This window comes from Microbacterium croceum, assembly GCF_023091245.1.
Taxonomy (GTDB): Bacteria; Actinomycetota; Actinomycetes; order Actinomycetales; family Microbacteriaceae; genus Microbacterium; species Microbacterium croceum.
Map to the genome: position 1 here is coordinate 208708 of NZ_JAHWXN010000001.1, position 16185 is coordinate 224892.

Genomic DNA, 16185 nt, shown 5'->3' on the forward strand with positions numbered 1-16185 from the left:
CAGCGGAGCGTCAATCCCAGAGCAGGGCGCGTCGAAGTCGATCCGCTTCGGTCACCGCATCCGGCACGACCTGCGCGAGACCTGTGCCCGCCAGCCACGCGCCGACGACTGCCAGCCCCGGCGTCCTCTGCACGGCGGAGCGCGCCGCAGACCGGCGTTCCCCCGACCCGATGATCGACGCGGGCTGCGACTGGACGTAGCGCGAGCGCTCGGCGGCGACGAGCGACGAGGCCGTCAGCGGCACACCCAACAGAGCGGAAGCCTCGCTCAGGGCCAGGGCCGCGGCGGCGTCATCGTCGAGCGCGGCGGTCGCGGCAGGTTCTCCCTGCGCGCCGAACGAGACGCGCACGACGTGGCGGCCTCCCGCGGCCTCGCGCACCCAGTCCCACTTGGCGGTCGAGTGCGTGAGCGCCTTCGCCGTGTGGCTGCCCGGCACCGTGAGCACTCCGGTGCCGCGCGGCACGGCATCGAGCGCGGGGGCGTCGAGCAGAAGGGTCACGAGCTCGATCTGCGGGGCCTCTGCCGCGTCCGTCGCCGCGAGCGCGGGCACGGTCTCGGCGAGCAGGGCGCGCGCGACGGACTCCTCGGTCGCGACGATCACCGCGTCGGCGAAGTACTCGTTCTCTGCAGAGTCGGTCTGGGCCGATTCGTCCCCGGCCGGCTCGTCCCCGGCCGGCTCGTCCTCGGCTGGCTCGTCGGAATCATGGGTCGCGACCACGCGCCAGCCGGCTCCGTGCCGCGTGACGCGCTCCACCGGGGTGCCGACACGCACGTCGACCTCGAGGCGTGCGAGCTCGGCGGCGAGGGCATCGATCAGCACCGTCATCCCGCCGACGAGACCCTCGACCGCGGCACCCGGAGCCTTCGCCGCCCCCGCGGCGGCCGTGTCGCGGAGCGCCTGCACAGCGCCAGAGAGCGACCCCACCCTGGTGAGTGCGGCGTTGAGGCCCGGTGCGGCGACATCCACGTCGACGTCATCCGGCGATGCCGAGTAGACCCCGGTCGTGACGGGAGCCACGAGACGATCGCGCACCTTGGCCCCCATGCGCGAGGCGACCAGGCGCCCGAGGCTGAGCTGGTGGCCGATCGTCAGCGGCGGTCGCACGCGGTCCACGTAGGCGCGCCACGCGCCGGACCAGCCGATGATGCGGCGCACGTCATCCTGGAACGGATTCGCGGGGATGCCGAGCAGGCCGCCGACCGGCAGCGGCGCCGCACCGACACCGGGGATGCCGGACAGCCAGGCCGGCCCTGCGGCTGGGGCGACGATCCGGTCGGTGAGGTGCAGTTCCTCCAGCAGCGCCCGCACGTGACCGCCTCGGGTCGCGAAGCTCTCCGCACCGGCATCCAGCACGATGCCGTCGAGCTCGGTGCGGCGGATCGCTCCACCGACCGTGTCCGCGGCCTCCAGCAGCGTCACCCGCATGCCGACCTTCGCGCACTCACGCGCGGCCAGCAGCCCGCCGATGCCGCCGCCGATCACGACGATGCGCGTCTCGGCGGCCCGTGCTGCCAGCACCGCGGGTGCCGGCGCCTCAGCCATGGGAGTGCACCAGCTCGACGATGCGCGTGAGCTGATCGGGGTCGGTCTCGGGCGGGACGCCGTGGCCGAGATTGACGATGTGGGCCCGCGCGGCACGGCCGCGGGCCAGCACGTCGCGCACATGGGCCTCGAGCACGGGCCACGGCGCCGACAGCAGCGCGGGGTCGATGTTCCCCTGCACCGTGGTGTCGGGGCCGAGGAGGGCGGCGGCCTCGTCGAGCGGCTGGCGCCAGTCGACGCCGACGCCGTCGACAGCGCCGTCGAGACGCATGTCGGCGAGGAACGGCCCGGTGCCCACGCCGAAGTGGATCTTCGGGATGTCGATCCCCTCGAGCGCGGCGCGCGAGTGGGGCGCCACGAACGCGCGGTAGTCGGCCGGGTTGAGGGAACCGGCCCACGAGTCGAAGAGCTGCACGGCCGACGCTCCGGCGTCGCGCTGAGCGATCAGGAACGCGCGGGAGATCTGCGCCAGCCAGCCGGCCAGCCGGTTCCACGAATCGGGGTCGGCGTGCATCATGGCCCTGGCTCGCAGGTGCTCCTTGGAGGGGCCACCCTCGACGAGATAGGCGGCGAGCGTGAAAGGAGCTCCGGCGAAGCCGATGAGGGGGACGTCGCCGAGCTCGGCCGTGACCAGTCGCACGGCCTCGGCGATCGCGGTCGAGTCCAGCGAGGCGGGGTCGATCGCGGTGATCCGGTCGACATCGGCGACCGAGCGCACCGGGTTCGCGAACACCGGACCGCGGCCGGGCTCGATCTCCACGTCGACGCCCGCGAGCCGCAGCGGGATGACGATGTCGCTGAAGAACACGGCGGCGTCCACTCCGTGCCGGCGCACCGGCTGCAGGGTGATCTCGGCCGCGAGCTCCGGGGTCAGGCAGGCATCCAGCATCCGCGTTCCGACGCGCAGCTCGCGATACTCCGGCAGCGACCGACCCGCCTGACGCATGAACCAGACCGGGGTCTGAGCCGGGCGATCGCCGGCGAGGGCGCGCAGAAGAGGAGCATCGGAGAGGGCCATGTCTCCATCCTCCCATCCGCGTTCTGTGAGTGCGCGGAGATGGCCGGCACGGGCTCGGGTAGGATTGTCGGGTGCTGCTGTGTGTCACGGCGAGTCACAAGACCGCCACCTTCGATCTGCTCGAACGCCTGAGCCGCACCCCCGACGGCGTCGCCCCCACTCTCGTGGAGATGGCTCCGTGCGTGCAGGGTGCGGTCGTTCTCGCGACGTGCAATCGCTTCGAGGCGTACGTGGAGATGGACGAACCCGTCACCGCGGCCGGCGCGATCGGCGTCGAAGCCGTGCTGGAAGCGGTCGAGGCCGTCACCGGCGTCCCTGCCGCCGAGCTTGACGGCGCGTACGCCGTGCACTCCGGCCGTCGCGTTGCAGAGCACCTGTTCTCCGTCGCCTCCGGGCTCGAGTCCGTCGTCTCCGGCGAGGGCGAGATCGCCGGCCAGGTGCGTCGTGCACTGAAGTCGGCACGCAAGGAGGGCACCACCTCCCCCGAGCTCGAGCGCCTGTTCCAGCGCGCCAGCCAGGCGCAGCGCAAGGTCAAGAACGTCACCGCCCTCGGCCGCGCCGGCCGCTCGCTCGTGCGCCTCGCACTCGAGCTCGCCGACAGCCGCATCGCCGACTGGTCCGCCGAGCGCGTGCTGCTCGTGGGCACGGGCGCGTACGCGGCCGTCACCCTCGCCACGCTCCGCGAGCGCGGTGCCGAGAACATCTCGGTGTACTCCCCCTCCGGTCGCGCGGAGGCCTTCGCCGCGAAGCACGGCATCCGCCCCGTCGCCGCAGACGACTACGCCCGCACGGCGGCGCGGTCGAGCCTGCTGATCACCTGCACCACCGCCACGGAGCCGGTCCTCGGCCCGGAGCAGCTCCTGGCCCCGACCGGACCCGCCGCGATCGGATGCCCGGTCGGCTCGCACAACCAGCTCGTCGTCGACCTCGGCATGCCCCGCAACGTCGACCCCGCAGTGTCCACGCTCGAGGGCGTCGCGCTGCTCGATCTGGAAACCATCCGCCTGCACGCTCCACTTGAGGAGCTGCAGGCCACGGATGCGGCGCGCAGCGTCGTGCGCGAGGCCGCAGACACCTTCCACGTGGTGGGTGAGCGCCAGAGTGTGACCCCGGCCGTCGTCGCACTGCGGTCGCACATCTTCTCGCTCCTCGAGTCCGAGATCGCCCGTGCCCGTGCGCGCGGTGATGAAGACGGCCGTATCGAGCAGGCGCTGCGCCACCTCTCCGGCGTGCTGCTGCACACGCCCACCTCGCGAGCGCACGAGCTCGCCGCCGCCGGTCGTGCGGACGAGTTCACGGCAGCGATCGGCGCCCTGTACGGCATCGTTCCCGAGGCCGAGAGCGCGTCGGACGACGCCGCATCCGCCTCGGCCTGACGCTCGGCATCCGTCGCCGCGCGCTCGTGTCGCGGGTGGCACACTGGAGGCATGGCCCTTCACATCACCGGAGACACCGCCGCTGACGCCCTGCTCACCGACAACCCGCTGGCACTGCTGATCGGGATGCTGCTGGATCAGCAGGTGCCCATGGAGACCGCCTTCGCCGGGCCTCTGAAGATCGAGCAGCGCACCGGCGCGACCGACGCCACCGCGATCGCCGGCATGGCTCCGGACGAGTTCCTCGAGGCATTCCGGCAGACCCCCGCCGTGCACCGGTTCCCCGGGTCGATGGCCACCCGCGTGCAGACGCTGTGCCAGACGCTCGTCGACGACTGGGGCGGCGATGCCGCCGCGCTCTGGACGCGCCCTTCGTCAGGCTCAGGAGACACTCCCTCGGGCGCCGAGGTGCTGAAGCGCCTGAAGGCTCTGCCCGGGTTCGGCGAGCAGAAGGCGAAGATCTTCCTCGCGCTGCTCGGCAAGCAATACGGTTTCACGGGCGAGGGCTGGCGCGAGGCCGCCGGCGCCTACGGCGAGGAGGGTTCGTTCCGCAGCGTCGCGGACATCGTCTCACCCGAGTCGCTCGCCCAGGTGCGCGAGCACAAGAAGGCGATGAAGGCGGCGGCCAAGAAGGTCTGAGCATGGAGAAGACGGGTCAGGGTGCGCAGGCGTTCCTCGCTGCGGTGACGCCCGCACGCTGACGCCCGCACGCTGACTCAGCAACTCCTGCGGCCCCACGCAACTCTTGCGGCCTGATCATCAGGATGTGGCCGCAGAACGTGCAGAGGGCCGCAGAAGCTGCACGGATCCAGTTCCCCGGGCGGCTTCAGGCGCCGCGCAGGCGCTCGGCGAGGTACGCGTGCAGCTCGTCGATCGAGATACGCTCCTGCGCCATCGTGTCGCGGTCGCGCACCGTGACGGCGCGGTCCTCGAGCGATTCGAAGTCGACCGTGACGCAGAACGGGGTGCCGATCTCGTCCTGGCGACGGTAGCGACGGCCGATCGCGCCCGCGTCGTCGAAGTCGACAGCCCAGGAGGCGCGCAGGGCGTCGGCGACCTCGCGGGCCAGCGGCGAGAGCTTCTCGTTGCGCGACAGCGGCAGCACGGCGGCCTTGACAGGGGCGAGGCGCGGGTCGAGCTTGAGCACGGTGCGCACGTCGGTGCCGCCCTTGGCTGTGGGCACCTGCTCCTCGGCATAGGCATCCACGAGGAACGCCATCATGGCGCGGGTGAGGCCGAACGACGGCTCGATGGCGTACGGCGTGTATCGCTCACCCGTGGCCTGGTCGAAGTAGGTCAGGTTCTGGCCGGAGGCCTCGCTGTGGCTGGAGAGGTCGTAGTCGGTGCGGTTGGCGACCCCCATGAGCTCGCCCCACTCCTTGCCGGCGAAGCCGAATCTGTACTCGACGTCGATCGTGCCGGCCGAGTAGTGCGCGCGGTCATCTTCCGGCACGTCGACCTGACGCATGTTCTCAGGGTCGATGCCCAGATCGATGAACCAGTTCCAGCAGGCGTCGACCCAGTGCTCGAACCACTCCTGCGCGTCGGCGGGAGGCGTGAAGAACTCGATCTCCATCTGCTCGAACTCACGCGTGCGGAAGATGAAGTTGCCGGGCGTGATCTCGTTGCGGAACGCCTTGCCGACCTGGCCGATCCCGAACGGCGGCTTCTTGCGACTCGCAGTGAGCACGTTCGAGAAGTTCACGAAGATGCCCTGCGCCGTCTCGGGGCGAAGGAAGTACTGGGCGGAGTCGTTGTCGACGACGCCGAGATAGGTCTTCACCAGACCTGAGAACGCCTTGGGCTCGGTGTACTGCCCCTTGGTGCCGCAGTTCGGGCACGGGATGCCGGCCAGGCCGTTCTCGACCGTGCGTCCCTTGCGGGCCTCGAAGTCCTCGATCAGGTTGTCGGCGCGGAAACGCTTGTGGCACTGGCGGCACTCGACAAGCGGGTCGGTGAAAGTGGCGACGTGACCCGAGGCCTCCCACACGCGCTTGGGGAGGATGATGCTGGAGTCCAGTCCGACCATGTCACCACGACCGCGCACGAAGGTCTGCCACCACTGCCGACGGATGTTCTCCTTCAGCTCCGTGCCGAGGGGGCCGTAGTCCCAAGCCGACCGGGAACCACCGTAGATCTCACCCGATTGGAACACGAACCCGCGGTGACGGGCGAGGGCCATGACCTTGCCGAGGCGGGGCTGTTCGGCCATGGCGGCTCCAATGGTCGGATGCGTGAGGGCCGCGTGAACACGGGCGTCCCCATTCTATCCGGGGTCGTCCTGGGCCCCCGGGCTCGACGAAGAGCACCGTCGAGCCAGGGGTCGCGCTCGCGATGGCGTGCGCCGACGACTTCGTGCTGCTGCGGCGGTGACCCTCAGGCGGTGAAGAGGTAGCCGCGCTCCACGTCGAAGCCGGCGATGCGGAGGCCACGCCCGAGCCGTTCCTCCATCTCGGCGCGCAGACGCGTGCGCCACTCATGGGCGGCGGCCGCGTCGGATGCGCGCAGCGACTCGATGTCGGACGGGATCTCGAGGGTCTCGACCACGAGGTCGGCTGCGGGCGGCTTGGCGATGTCCGCGAGCGCCCACTCGACGTCGAGACGGTCGCTCTCGTCGCCTGCGTCACCGCCGCCGAAGATGCCGTACACGTTCACCGCATACCCGGTCACGCGTGCACCGAGCACCGTGAGGAAGAAGTGGGCGTTGCGGGCCACGAGCGGGTCGAACGTCCAGGTGATACGGCCGACGTCGCGGGAGAACGCCCACTGGCGCTGGTGCTCCTTGAGCTCGCGTCCCCAGCCGCGACCGCGGTACTCGGGGAGCAGCGCGGTGATGTGCGAGTGCATCGCCCGCTGCGCCGGCGCACCGAAGAACGCGATCGAGGCGCCGACCATGCGCTCCTGGTCGCCCTCTCCGTCGAACAAACCGACGACGTAGTTGCCCGATTGCTGCAGCGCGCGCAGGGTGCCGGCATCGATGACGCGCTCGGGGCCTCGGATGGAATCGAGGATGCCCTGGGCATCGAGGATGAGTTCAACGGTGTCGAGATCACGGATGGTTCGCACGCGCCTAGTTTGCCCCTCCTTCGCCCGATCGCAGAATCGGGAACGCGCGGAAGCCTCCTCGGAGCGGCCCCGGTGTCTGCGGACGCCGATAGCCTTGGCCGGTGGGAGCGAACGAGGATGATGCCAGAAGACGACTCAGCCGCACCCCTCCGAAGTGGGCGATCGTGGCGGTGCTGGCGTTCGCCGGGCTCTGCTCCTCGTTCATGTTCACGCTCGTCGTGCCGCTGCAGGCGGAGCTCCCGCAGCTGCTGAACGCATCACGCGAAGACACCACCTGGGTCGTGACCATCACGCTGCTCGTGGCGGCGGTGGCGACGCCGATCTCCGGCCGCCTGGGCGACATGTACGGCAAGCGCCGCGTCGTGATCGTGCTCCTGGCCCTGCTCATCCTCGGCTCGCTGATCGCCGCACTGTCCGGCTCGATCGTCGGCGTCATCATCGGTCGCGCTCTCCAGGGCGCCGTGACCGGCGTCGTGCCCCTCGGCATCGCGATCATGCGCGATGTGCTGCCGACCGAACGCCTCGGCACCGCCGTCGCGCTGATGAGCGCCACGATGGGCGTGGGCGGCGCGATCGGGATGCCGGTCGCCGCGCTGCTCGCCCAGAACGCCGACTGGCACTGGCTGTTCTGGCTGGCGGCCGGGCTCGGCGTGATCGGTCTCGCGCTCGTGCTCGCCGTGATCCCCGAAGACGTGCTCCGCTTCCCCGGACGCCTCGATGTGCTCGGGGCCATCGGTCTCGCGATCGGCCTCACCGGCATCCTGCTGTTCGTCTCGCGTGGCGCGGAGTGGGGCTGGACAGCTCCGCTCAGCCTCACCTGCATCATCGGTGGCGTCGTGGTGCTGCTGGGGTGGGGCTGGTACCAGCTGCGCACCGACGACCCGCTGCTCGACCTGCGCGTCGCCGCGCGACCGGCCGTGCTGTTCACCAACATCGCTGCGATCGGCATGGGCTTCGCCCTGTTCGCGTCGAACGTGACCTTCCCGCAGCTGCTCGAGGGGCCGGTCTCGTCCGGCTCGGGCTTCGGGCTAGACATGGTCGCCGCGTCGCTGATCATCATGCCGGCCGGACTCGTGATGATGGTCATCTCGCCGCTGTCGGGCTGGCTGGAGCGCACGGTGGGCCCGCGGCCGCTCTTCACGGTCGGAGCGACTGCCATCGTGCTCGCCTACGTGTTCGTGTTGCTGTGGTCGAGCGAGGTCTGGCACATCCTGGCCGCGAACCTGCTGATCGGCGTCGGCATCGGCTTCACGTTCGCCGCGATGCCGATGATCATCATGCGCTCGGTGCCCGCGAGCGAGACCGGCGCCTCCAATGGGCTGAACGCGCTGTTCCGCTCCGTCGGCACGTCGAGCGCCTCCGCCGTGATGGGCGGGGTGCTCGCCGCGATGAGCATCGACGTCGGCGGCGTCTCAGTGCCCACACGGGCCGCGTTCGACGTGTGCTTCTGGCTGGCGATCGTCGCCGGCATCGTGGCTGTGGTGCTGTCGCTGTTCATCCCGAAGCAGCACGCCGGGGAGCGGCATCCGTCGCTCCCCGGATGAACGCGGCGGGCTGAGGGCTCAACGCGAGAAGGTCCGCGGATCCGGATCGTCCGCGCGTGGCGGCCGGAGCCGTGCGGGGATCGGCCATTCCACCACGAACTGCGCGGTCGCGGGCCTCGTCATGTCGCCGAAGTCGTCGACCTTCACCACGATGCGCCCCGGTGCCCCCTCGTCATCGGGCGTCACCTCGAGGATGCGCACACGTAGCGGGCGCTCGGCCTCGCCCTCCAGCATCCACGGGTCGGCGAGCCAGGCGATGCCACGCTCTTCCAGCGCCGCCTCTGCGTCGAGCCACTCGGTGGCGGGGGATGCCGGGCGCCCCAGCACGTCGACGGCCGCCCACAGCTCCCCCACCGGGTGGATCCACCCGAGCAGCTCGCCGTCGTCACGGCGATGCGGGGTCCAGTCCGAGCGGGTCATCCCTCGATGCTAGCGAGCCTCAGTGCGTGTACTCCATGAGCTCGACGCCCAGCACGCGGAACGCGTCGTGCGCGCGCAGCCGGTGCGTGATCGACAGGTCGTCGAAGCACACGATGAGCGAGTACGCGACGCCGGCGCGGGGCCCGGCCAGCACGCCTGCCTCGGCACGCACTCCGCGGTCGCGCCCTGTCTTGTTCACGAACAGCAGCCCGTGCGCATCATGGTCGTGTGCGAAGGGGTCGAGACCGGTGGAGGACGCGACCAGGCTCAGATCCTGGTTGAGGCTCAGCCACTCCGACACCTGGGCGCTCACCGCGGCGTCGACCACCGCGGAGTTCACGAGGGCCGAGAACAGTCCGGCCAGCTCGCGCGTGCTGCCGACGGCGACCTGCGGCGCATCATCCGGTCCGCGCTGGTCGCGGAACCGGTCGAGCAGGGCCGTGCGGCGCAACCCGAGGGATTCGATGCGCTCGCGCACCCGCTCGTGCCCGACCTTCTGCAGCAGCGCGTTCACGGCGATCGGATCGCCGGCCGTCGCGGCCAGCACGGCAAGGTCTTCGAGCGGCAGAGCGGGTGCGTGCAGATGCCGCCACAGGCCCGACGTCGACACCGCGTCGATGCTGGTGCGCTCGACGATCTCGAGCGGATCGAGCTGCCCGCTCTCGAAGCCGGACGCGACCTCGATCAGCAGCGGCACCACCCCGAGCCCGGCGATGGGCAAGGTGACGTGATCGTCGCCCGACAGCACGTGCTCGTGACTGTCGAGGTCGACGACGTGCACCGATACCTGAGCGCCGGAGTCCACGAGAGCTTCCAGCGCGCGCAGGGTCGAGGTGAACGACCGACGCCCGACGGCGGCCCGCCGTGGAAGGCGCCGCCCCGTGCGCTGAGAGCGGCGCAGCGCGGCGTCAGACCCGTTGGCGGGGTCAGGGACCGAGGGTTTGGGCGCGCCCACGCAGGATCCTTACCGAGGAGGTGGAAGGGGACGCCGAGGGGCACGTTCCCCAGCGGCACCGATATCGTAACCCCGCTTGTCGGGGTTCTCTCACAGACTCCGGAGAATGGTCATCGGATGGTCACCCGCCCCGCGAGAATCATCACCAGATGGTCACCCGCGAGGCCGCGGGAAGCCACAGCGCAGCCCGTTCACACCCCGGCGATCATCACCTGATGGTCATCGGAGCCCCGAGGATCATCACCAGATCGTCACGCGCGACTCCGCAGGCAGCCACAGCGCATCGTTCTCAGCGACGTCGAAGGCGTCGTAGAAGGCGTCGATGTTGCGGACGATCTGGTTGCAGCGGAACTCGTTGGGCGAGTGCGGGTCGATGGTGAGCAGACGCAGCGTCTCGGCGTCACGGCTCTTCTGCTGCCACACCTGCGCCCAGGAGAGCAGCAGGCGCTGCACGCCGGTGTAGCCGTCGATGACCGGCGCCTCCGCCCCACCCAGCGACAGCTCGTAGGCCTTGAGCGCGATGCCCAGACCGCCCAGATCGCCGATGTTCTCGCCGATGGTGAGCGCGCCGTTGACGTGGTGCTCCGGGTCGAGCCCCTCGGGGACCAGCTCGTCGTACTGCGCGATGAGCGCCTTGGTCCGCTCCTCGAACGCGGCGCGGTCGGCATCCGTCCACCAGTCCTGCAGGCGTCCGTCGCCGTCGTAGCGGCTGCCCTGGTCGTCGAAGCCGTGGCCGATCTCGTGGCCGATGACCGCGCCGATGCCGCCGTAGTTGGCGGCGGCGTCACGGCCGGCGTCGAAGAACGGGTACTGCAGGATCGCCGCGGGGAACACGATCTCGTTCATGGACGGGTTGTAGTACGCGTTCACCATCTGGGGAGGCATGTGCCACTCGGTGCGGTCGATCGGCTTGCCCACCTTGTCGACGTGCCGGTCGTGCTCGAAGATCGCGGCGCGGCGCACATTGCCGAACAGATCGGCGCGGTCGATCACGAGGCTGGAGTAGTCGCGCCACACCTCGGGGTGCCCGATCTTGGGCGTGAACGAGTCGAGCTTGGCGAGCGCCCGCTCGCGCGTCTCGGCGGTCATCCACTCGAGGTCCGTGATGCTCTGGCGGTAGGCCTCGATCAGGTTCGCGACGAGTTCGTCCATCGCGGCCTTCGCCGTCGGCGGGTAGTGCCGCTCGACGTAGACCTTGCCGATCGCCTCGCCCAGGGCGCTCTCGGTGACCGAGACGCCGCGCTTCCATCGCTCCCGGATCGACGGCACACCGGTGAGCTCGGTGCCGTAGAACGAGAAGTTCTCCTGCACGAACTCGTCGGTCAGGTAGGGGGCTGCGGCGTGCACGACCTGGGCGCGCAGCCATGCCTTCCAGTCGTCGAGGCGCTCGGGGGTCAGCAGCGAGCCGAGTCCCTCGAGGAAGCTCGGCTGCGACACCACGATCTCCGCGAAGGCGGCCGGGTTCGACGGGGCGACCGCGTCACGCCACGGGGTGAGGTCGACGCCGGCAAGCGCCTGCACCTCGTCCCAGGTCTTCAGGTTGTAGGTGGCGACCGCGTCGCGGCTGCGCACGTTGTCCCAGTGGTGCCCGGCGAGCTCGGTCTCGAGCGCGATCGCGCGGTCGGCCGTCGACCCTGCATCGGGGATCCCGGCCAGCCCCAGCAGGCGCTCGAGGTGCGCGCGGTAGGCGGCACGGGTGTCGGCGAACGTGTCGAGGCGGAAGTAGCTCTCGTCGGGCAGCGACAGACCGGACTGAACGACCACCGGCACGTAGCGCTCGGGGTTGCCGGGGTCGCCGTCGACGTAGAAGCCGATCAGGTGCGCGCGACCGTCGCGGTCGTAGGCGCCGACCGTGCGGAGGAAGGAGGGGATGCCGTCGATCGCCTCGATCTCGGCGAGGGTCTCCGCGAGCGGGGTCACCCCGGCTGCGGCGATGCGCTCGGTGTCCATGAAGCTCGCGAACAGCCCGCCGATCTTGCCGGCGAGGGTGTCGGGCTCGGCATCCTGCGACTCCTCGATGATGGCGCGGACGTCGGCCTCCGCCTGCTCGGCGAGCAGATGGAACGATCCCCAGCGGGCCTTGTCACCCGGGATCTCGGTGCGTGCGAGCCACGCGCCGTTGACGTGGCGGTACAGATCGTCCTGCGGACGGATGTCGGAGCTGAACTCGTCGGTGGCCAGGCCTGCGGGGAGAACGTCAGTCATGCGTCCACCCTATGACCCGCCTCTCCCACCGGCGCGGAACGAGCTCTCGAGTCGATGCCGTGCGCTCGGCGCGAAGCGCTCAGCGTCGGTGGCGGGGTCAATCCCGGCGACGGATGCCGAAGCGGCGGCGCGGTCGCGCGGGTTCCTCTGCAGACGCGGCCACGGATCGGGCAGCGCGTCGTGCCGCCCAGGCGGCGACCTCGGCATCGATGTCGCGCGGCGAGGTCACGACGGGCGGGCCGCCCTGCAACTGGCGTCTGGCTTCGCGCACCCGGCTGTTGAAGTCCTCCACCCTACGACCGCGCAAGAATGCCGGCGCCGGCAGGAGGCGCGACGTCGACGCCAGCCCATAGGCTCTGAGGATGACCGCGCGCATCTCCCTCAACCGAGAGATCCTGCGGCTGGCCGTCCCCGCACTCGGCGCGCTGATCGCGGAACCGGCGTTCCTGATCGTCGACGCCGCACTGGTCGGGCATCTCGGCACCACCCCCCTGGCCGGCCTCGGCATCGCCGGCGCGATCCTCCAGACGATCGTCGGGCTCATGGTGTTCCTCGCCTACTCGACGACGCCGGCCGTGGCCCGCCGTTTCGGCGCAGGGCAGCCGGGAGACGCGGTCTCGGTCGGCATCAACGGCATGTGGCTCGCGCTCGGACTCGGAGCCGTGCTCGCGGTGATCGGCGCAGTGTCCTCTCCCTGGCTCGTGTCGCTGTTCGGCGCGGGCGACGCGGTCTCGGCGCAGGCCAACGACTACCTGGTGATCTCGATGTGGGGCCTGCCCGCGATGCTCATCGTGTTCGCAGCGACCGGCCTGCTGCGCGGCATGCAGGACACGGTCACGCCGCTGTGGATCGCGGGACTCGGCTTCGGGGCGAACGCCCTGCTGAACCTGCTCTTCATCTACGGCTTCGGCTGGGGCATCGCCGGTTCCGCGGCGGGCACCATCACGGCGCAATGGGGGATGGTCGCCGCGTACGCGCTCGTCATCCGCCGCCTGGCCACGACGCACAGCGCCTCGCTCCGAGCCCAGCGCGACGGCCTGCGCGACACCGCCCGCTCCGGTGGATGGCTGTTCCTGCGCACCGTGAGCCTGCGGGTCGCGCTGCTCGTCACCGTCGGCATCGCCACCGGCCTCGGCACCCAGGAGCTCGCGGGCTGGCAGATCGTCTTCACGATCTTCTCAGCGGCGGCGTTCGCGCTCGACGCACTCGCGATCGCCGCGCAGGCGCTGATCGGCAAGGAGCTCGGTGCCGGCGATGAACAGCGCGTGCACCGCGTGCTCGGGCGGACCGTGGCCTGGGGCGCCTGGTTCGGCGTCATCGTCGGCGGTCTCATCGCGGCGCTCTCCGGTGTGCTCGGCATCGTGTTCACGGGCGACGCCGAGGTCGCGGCGCTGGTGCAGCCGGCACTGATCGTGCTCGCGGTCGCCCAGCCCATCGCCGGCGTGGTGTTCGTGCTCGACGGCGTGCTCATGGGAGCGAACGACGCGCGCTATCTCGCGATCGCCGGAGGCCTGAACCTCGTGCCGTTCCTGCCCGCGCTGTGGATCATCGCCGCCGTGGGCGTCGACGGCAGCGCCGGACTGGTCTGGCTCTCACTGGCCTTCTTCGGCGTGTACCTGCTCGCCCGCCTGGCGACGCTGGGCTGGCGGGTGCGCTCGGGCCGCTGGCTGTCCGCAGCCGTGTGATGAGCTGCGGCATGACAGTCCACATCATCGCGCGAAGCGGCGGCACCATTCGTACATGATCACAGCAGCGGCGGCGCTGGCGTTGATCGAGCGCGTCGAGCCGTACTGGGTGATCTCGACATGGCCGGATGCCGCGGCGAGCGCTTCCGCAGACAACCCCGGCCCCTCCTGACCGAACAGCAGCACGCAGCGTTCGGGGAGCTCGGCTTTGTCGACCGGCACCGATCCTTCGACGTTGTCGACCGCGATGATCGGGATGCCCTCCCCCGCCGCCCAGGCCGCGAAGGTCTCGACGTCGTCGTGGTGCACGACGTGCTGGTACCTGTCGGTGACCATGGCGCCGCGCTTGTTCCAGCGGCGGCGGCCGATGATGTGCACGGTGTCGGCCAGGAACGCGTTGGCGCTGCGCACGATCGAGCCGATGTTCATGTCGTGCTGCCAGTTCTCGATCGCGACGTGGAACGGATGCCGCTGCGTGTCGAGGTCCGCGACGATGGCCTCCATCCGCCAATAGCGGTAGCGGTCGATCACGTTGCGGGTATCCCCGACCTCGAGCAGTTCGGGGTCGTACTGCTCCCCCTCAGGCCACGCGTCCGCGCCGCCCGGCCAGGGACCGACGCCATGGGTGGTGCGCTCGGGCGTGCCGCTCTCGGGCGTCTGCTCATCCATCCCGCCAGGCTATCCGGACATCTCGAGACGAGATATTTAGGTGCACCGAAATATCCGCTACGCTTTCGGCATGCCTAAAAATTCCGAGCTCGCCGAGGCGCCCGTGACGCGCACCACCCCGCCGCGCAGCCTGTGGCTGCTCGGACCCGCGCTCGTGGCGGGCGTCGCGTATCTCGATCCGGGCAACGTCGCCAGCAACATGACGGCGGGCGCGCAGTACGGCTACCTGCTGGTCTGGGTCGTCATCGCCGGCAACGTGATGGCGTGGCTGATCCAGTACCTGTCGGCCAAGCTGGGGGTGGTCACCGGGCAGAGCCTTCCCGAGGTGCTGGGCTCGCGCCTCCGCAGCCGCTGGGCGCGACGCTCCTACTGGCTGCAGGCCGAACTGGTCGCGATGGCCACAGATCTCGCCGAGGTGATCGGCGGCGCGGTCGCGCTGAACCTGCTGTTCGACGTGCCGCTGCTGCTCGGTGGCCTCATCACCGGCGCCGTGTCGATGATCCTCCTCGCCGTGCAGAGTCGACGGGGACCGCGGCACTTCGAGTTCGTGATCATCGGCCTCATGGCGATCATCACGATCGGTTTCGTCGCCGGCGTCTTCGTCGCGCCACCGGACCCCGCCGGCGTGATGGGCGGCCTGGTGCCGCGCTTCGAGGGCACCGGATCCGTGCTGCTCGCCGCATCCATCCTGGGCGCGACGATCATGCCGCACGCCATCTACGCGCATTCCGCGCTCAGCCGCGACCGGTTCGGCTCGGCATCCCCGAACAACCAGGCTCCGGATGCCGCCGCCGAGGCCGTGCGCACCGATGTGTCACGCATCCGCCGGCTGCTCACCGCGACCCGGTGGGACGTGTCGATCGCCATGGTCATCGCCGGGTCCGTGAACCTCGGCATCCTGCTGCTGGCCGCCGCGAACCTCGCCGGGGTCGAAGGGACGGACTCGCTCGAGGGCGCGCATGCCGCACTGGCTGCCGGACTCGGGCCCGTCGTCGCGACGTTCTTCGCGGTCGGGCTGCTCGCCTCCGGTCTCGCCTCGACCTCGGTCGGCGCCTACGCTGGCGCCGAGATCATGCAGGGACTGCTGCACGTGCGCGTCCCCCTGCTGGCCCGGCGCCTGGTGACGCTCATCCCCGCGCTCGTGATCCTCGGCGTCGGGGTCGACCCCACGCTCGCGCTCGTGCTCAGCCAGGTCGTGCTGTCGTTCGGCATCCCGTTCGCGCTGATCCCTCTCGTCGCGCTCACGGCGCAGCGCCGCACCCTGGGCGTATGGGCGAACCGGGCGTGGACGACTGCCGCGGGCATCATCGCCTCGGTGCTGCTGATCGCTCTCAACGGCGCCCTGCTCTGGCTGGTGCTCACCGGAGCCTGAGCCGCGGATAGGCTCGGAGTCATGTCTGCCGATCACGCCCGCCGCACCGTTCGCATCCTCACCTGGATCGGCATCGCGACCGGCGTGATCGGCGGCCTCCTGGTCGCGTTCCCGACCGTGCTGCCTTTCGGCGGCCCGTGGGTGCAGCTTGCGCTCGGCATCGCGACGCTCGTATCGGCGTTCCGCGCTCGCAAGATCGGTATCGCCTCGATCCCCGGCTTCGACGGGCGCCTGTCGCTCGCGGCTGCGCTGCTCGGATTCCTCGTGGTGTTCTTCGCCGGGCAGGTCGCCTTCGTCATGCTCCTGGCCGCCGCGAACGCGTAGAGGGCGCT

The 16185-nt window shown here is 70.5% G+C and carries 14 protein-coding genes and 1 pseudogene; 6 read left to right on the forward strand and 9 right to left on the reverse strand.

The window, feature by feature from the left end; translation table 11 throughout:
• Nucleotides 1–10 precede the first annotated feature (10 nt).
• The gene (locus tag KZC51_RS00920; RefSeq protein ID WP_247628145.1) at nucleotides 11–1543 is read right to left on the reverse strand and encodes a protoporphyrinogen/coproporphyrinogen oxidase; all 1533 of its coding nucleotides are present in this window, start codon (nucleotides 1541–1543) and stop codon (nucleotides 11–13) included.
• The gene (gene hemE, locus KZC51_RS00925) at nucleotides 1536–2561 is read right to left on the reverse strand and encodes a uroporphyrinogen decarboxylase (protein WP_247628146.1); all 1026 of its coding nucleotides are present in this window, start codon (nucleotides 2559–2561) and stop codon (nucleotides 1536–1538) included. The genes KZC51_RS00920 and hemE overlap by 8 nt, the downstream gene beginning before the upstream one ends.
• Before the next feature lie 71 nt (nucleotides 2562–2632).
• Here hemE and KZC51_RS00930 point away from each other — a divergent pair, with 71 nt between their 5' ends.
• Both KZC51_RS00930 and KZC51_RS00935 read left to right on the forward strand, forming a co-directional pair.
• Nucleotides 2633–3937: a glutamyl-tRNA reductase gene (locus KZC51_RS00930; protein ID WP_247628147.1), complete on the forward strand. Its 1305-nt coding sequence runs from the start codon at nucleotides 2633–2635 to the stop codon at nucleotides 3935–3937.
• Between the two features lie 51 nt (nucleotides 3938–3988).
• On the forward strand, nucleotides 3989–4576 hold the full coding sequence (locus KZC51_RS00935; RefSeq protein WP_247628148.1) for an HhH-GPD-type base excision DNA repair protein: 588 nt from the start codon (nucleotides 3989–3991) through the stop codon (nucleotides 4574–4576).
• A 187-nt stretch (nucleotides 4577–4763) separates the two neighbouring features.
• Here KZC51_RS00935 and KZC51_RS00940 read toward each other — a convergent pair whose 3' ends face one another.
• On the reverse strand, nucleotides 4764–6149 hold the full coding sequence (locus KZC51_RS00940) for a glycine--tRNA ligase (protein WP_247628149.1): 1386 nt from the start codon (nucleotides 6147–6149) through the stop codon (nucleotides 4764–4766).
• 164 nt (nucleotides 6150–6313) lie between these two features.
• Nucleotides 6314–7003, reverse strand: a complete 690-nt coding sequence (locus KZC51_RS00945) for a GNAT family N-acetyltransferase (RefSeq protein WP_247628150.1) — start codon at nucleotides 7001–7003, stop codon at nucleotides 6314–6316.
• A gap of 101 nt (nucleotides 7004–7104) precedes the next feature.
• On the opposite strand from KZC51_RS00945, the gene KZC51_RS00950 reads away from it, so the two are divergent.
• Nucleotides 7105–8547: an MFS transporter gene (locus KZC51_RS00950; RefSeq protein WP_247628151.1), complete on the forward strand. Its 1443-nt coding sequence runs from the start codon at nucleotides 7105–7107 to the stop codon at nucleotides 8545–8547.
• An 18-nt stretch (nucleotides 8548–8565) separates the two neighbouring features.
• On the opposite strand, the gene KZC51_RS00955 is transcribed toward KZC51_RS00950, so the two are convergent.
• The 4 genes and pseudogenes from KZC51_RS00955 to KZC51_RS00970 all read right to left on the reverse strand — a co-directional run.
• On the reverse strand, nucleotides 8566–8967 hold the full coding sequence (locus KZC51_RS00955; RefSeq protein ID WP_247628152.1) for a hypothetical protein: 402 nt from the start codon (nucleotides 8965–8967) through the stop codon (nucleotides 8566–8568).
• Between the two features lie 19 nt (nucleotides 8968–8986).
• A complete protein-coding gene (locus KZC51_RS00960; RefSeq protein WP_247628153.1) occupies nucleotides 8987–9922 on the reverse strand; it encodes a serine hydrolase in 936 nt (311 codons plus the stop codon).
• A 240-nt stretch (nucleotides 9923–10162) separates the two neighbouring features.
• Nucleotides 10163–12127: a M13 family metallopeptidase gene (locus KZC51_RS00965; RefSeq protein WP_247628154.1), complete on the reverse strand. Its 1965-nt coding sequence runs from the start codon at nucleotides 12125–12127 to the stop codon at nucleotides 10163–10165.
• Between the two features lie 97 nt (nucleotides 12128–12224).
• Nucleotides 12225–12419: pseudogene (locus tag KZC51_RS00970) on the reverse strand (DnaJ family domain-containing protein); the annotation flags it as partial.
• Nucleotides 12420–12489: 70 nt separating this feature from the next.
• Here KZC51_RS00970 and KZC51_RS00975 point away from each other — a divergent pair.
• Nucleotides 12490–13812, forward strand: coding sequence for an MATE family efflux transporter (locus tag KZC51_RS00975; protein ID WP_247628155.1), 1323 nt, complete (start codon nucleotides 12490–12492; stop codon nucleotides 13810–13812).
• A gap of 24 nt (nucleotides 13813–13836) precedes the next feature.
• Here the strand turns inward: KZC51_RS00975 and KZC51_RS00980 are convergent, their stop codons facing one another.
• On the reverse strand, nucleotides 13837–14481 hold the full coding sequence (locus tag KZC51_RS00980) for a TrmH family RNA methyltransferase (protein WP_247628156.1): 645 nt from the start codon (nucleotides 14479–14481) through the stop codon (nucleotides 13837–13839).
• Nucleotides 14482–14551: 70 nt separating this feature from the next.
• Between KZC51_RS00980 and KZC51_RS00985 the strand changes: the two genes are divergently transcribed.
• Together KZC51_RS00985 and KZC51_RS00990 are read left to right on the forward strand one after the other, a co-directional pair.
• Nucleotides 14552–15853 carry an Nramp family divalent metal transporter gene (locus KZC51_RS00985; protein ID WP_247628157.1) on the forward strand — a complete coding sequence of 434 codons (1302 nt, stop codon included), beginning with the start codon at nucleotides 14552–14554 and terminating at the stop codon, nucleotides 15851–15853.
• A 21-nt stretch (nucleotides 15854–15874) separates the two neighbouring features.
• Entirely contained in the window at nucleotides 15875–16177 is a 303-nt protein-coding gene (locus tag KZC51_RS00990; RefSeq protein WP_247628158.1) for a hypothetical protein, read from the forward strand.
• Nucleotides 16178–16185: the final 8 nt, after the last annotated feature.

Excerpts from the sequence above, each read along its gene's own strand:
- KZC51_RS00990 (WP_247628158.1), top strand. The coding sequence starts at position 15,875 with ATGTCTGCCGATCACGCCCGCCGCACCGTTCGCATCCTCACCTGGATC.
- KZC51_RS00980 (WP_247628156.1), bottom strand. The coding sequence starts at position 14,481 with ATGGATGAGCAGACGCCCGAGAGCGGCACGCCCGAGCGCACCACCCAT.
- KZC51_RS00975 (WP_247628155.1), top strand. The coding sequence starts at position 12,490 with ATGACCGCGCGCATCTCCCTCAACCGAGAGATCCTGCGGCTGGCCGTC.
- KZC51_RS00935 (WP_247628148.1), top strand. The coding sequence starts at position 3,989 with ATGGCCCTTCACATCACCGGAGACACCGCCGCTGACGCCCTGCTCACC.
- KZC51_RS00940 (WP_247628149.1), bottom strand. The coding sequence starts at position 6,149 with ATGGCCGAACAGCCCCGCCTCGGCAAGGTCATGGCCCTCGCCCGTCAC.
- KZC51_RS00985 (WP_247628157.1), top strand. The coding sequence starts at position 14,552 with ATGCCTAAAAATTCCGAGCTCGCCGAGGCGCCCGTGACGCGCACCACC.
- KZC51_RS00920 (WP_247628145.1), bottom strand. The coding sequence starts at position 1,543 with ATGGCTGAGGCGCCGGCACCCGCGGTGCTGGCAGCACGGGCCGCCGAG.
- hemE (WP_247628146.1), bottom strand. The coding sequence starts at position 2,561 with ATGGCCCTCTCCGATGCTCCTCTTCTGCGCGCCCTCGCCGGCGATCGC.
- KZC51_RS00965 (WP_247628154.1), bottom strand. The coding sequence starts at position 12,127 with ATGACTGACGTTCTCCCCGCAGGCCTGGCCACCGACGAGTTCAGCTCC.
- KZC51_RS00955 (WP_247628152.1), bottom strand. The coding sequence starts at position 8,967 with ATGACCCGCTCGGACTGGACCCCGCATCGCCGTGACGACGGCGAGCTG.